The following is a 2,004-nucleotide window of genomic DNA, read 5'->3' as shown; positions in this document are numbered from 1 at the left end:
TTCCTGCGCGACCGGATGGTCGACGGGCTGCCCGAGCGGGAGCCGCTGCTGGAGGTGCTGATCCGTCGGCACTACCTGGAGTACGACCTGCACGACCTGACCGTCAGCGGACCGGGGGAGCACGCCGGCCGTCCGGTCGTGCACGCCGAGTACGCCACCGACGAGAAGGGCGCGACCCGGGTCGTCTCCACGATCGCCGACGTGACCGAGCTCGCCGATCCCGAGGGCCCGCTGGGCGCCGCGATCCGGTCGGTCCTCACCGAGGACCACGACGACGTCGTGGAGATCTACCTGCGGTGGCCGGACGCCCCCGCGGACCCGGATGCCGCGTCGGCCGAGGCCGCCAAGCTGCTGGCCGCGCACGACTTCGCCACCCGCGTCCGCCGCGTCTCGGTCGTCGTCTGCCCGGCGGCCCCGCAGCAGGTCGGCTACCACACCTTCCGTGCCGAGGGCGGTCAGCTGGTCGAGGACACCCTGATCCGCGGCATGCACCCGATGGTCGGACGCCGGCTCAACCTGTCGCGACTGCAGGAGTTCGACGTCACCCGTCTCGACGCCCCCGACGACGTCCTGCTCTACGAGTGCGTCGCCCGGTCCAACCCGGCCGACCGCCGCCTGGTCGCCGCCGCGCAGGTCCGCCAGCTCGCCGTGGTCCGCGACGAAGAGGGCCGCGTCATCGCCGTACCGCATGCCGAGCGCGCGATCGAGAACTGCCTCGAGGCCATCCGACGGGTGCGTACGGCGCGTGGTCGCGAGGGCGCCAAGCTCGACGTGAACCACGTGTGGGTCACGGTGTGGCCGGTGATCGAGGCCGACCTCGACCAGCTCACCGCTCTGCAGGGCAAGATCACGCCGCTCAGTGAGGGCGCCGGGATCGAGGAGGTCCTCGCCGAGGGTCGCGTCGCCGGTCCGGACGGCACGCCCGTGCCGCTGGCGATCCGGTTCCACGCCAAGCCCGGCGCGGGCGTGGTCGCCGATGTGATCCCCCCGCCGACCGAGCCGCTGGCACCGCTGGACGACTACACCGGCAAGGTGTTGCGGGCGCGCCGCCGCGGACTCGTGTACCCCTACGAGCTGGCCTCCGTGCTGGCCGGTGGTGGCTCGCTGGTCGAGTATGACTTCGACGCCAACGGACTGCTGTCCCCGGTCGACCGGCCGTACGGAAAGAACTCCGCTGCCCTCCTCGTCGCCGTCGTCACCACCCCGACGCCGCTCTACCCCGAGGGCATCAAGCGGGTCGTGCTCTGTGGCGACCCGATCAAGTCCCTCGGTGCGCTCTCGGAGCCCGAGTGCGCCCGCGTGATCGCGGCGATCGACCTGGCCGAGGAGCTGGACGTCCCGCTGGAGTGGTTCGCCGTGTCCGCCGGCGCCCGGATCTCCATGGAGAGCGGCACGGAGAACATGGACTGGGTGGCCGACGCGCTGCGCCGGATCGTGGAGTTCACCCAGGGCGGCGGCGAGATCAACATCGTCGTGGCCGGGATCAACGTCGGCGCCCAGCCGTACTGGAACGCGGAAGCCACGATGCTGATGCACACCAAGGGCATCCTGGTGATGACGCCGGACAGCGCAATGGTGCTGACCGGCAAGCAGTCGCTGGACTTCTCCGGTGGCGTGTCGGCCGAGGACAACTTCGGCATCGGCGGCTACGACCGGGTGATGGGCCCGAACGGCCAGGCGCAGTACTGGGTGCCCGACCTGGCCGGTGCCTTCGGCGTCCTGATGTCGCACTACGAGCACACCTACGTCCTGCCCGGTGAGGCCGGACCGCGGCGCGCGCCGTCGACCGACCCGGTCGACCGCGACATCACCACCCACCCCCACGAGGGTGACTTCAGCACCGTCGGCGAGATCTTCTCCGCGGTGCACAACCCCGACCGCAAGCGACCGTTCGACATCCGCACGGTGATGCGGGCGCTGGCCGACGCCGACCACGAGATGCTCGAGCGGTGGGCCGGCATGGCCGACGCCGACACCGCCGTGGTCGTCGGCACCCGCATCGGT

Annotated in this window: 1 protein-coding gene; it reads left to right on the top strand. The window is 71.5% G+C overall.

What is annotated here, in order from left to right:
- Window positions 1-2,004: carboxyl transferase domain-containing protein (locus tag ACOADB_RS07040; protein ID WP_378597254.1), on the top strand; the 2,004-nt coding region annotated here is incomplete at both ends.

Origin of the sequence: Nocardioides sp. CPCC 206348, assembly GCF_048654705.1 — a bacterium.
GTDB lineage: Bacteria > Actinomycetota > Actinomycetes > Propionibacteriales > Nocardioidaceae > Nocardioides.
Note: the sequence above shows the minus strand (reverse complement) of the source record. Positions and strands in the feature narration are given on the sequence as shown.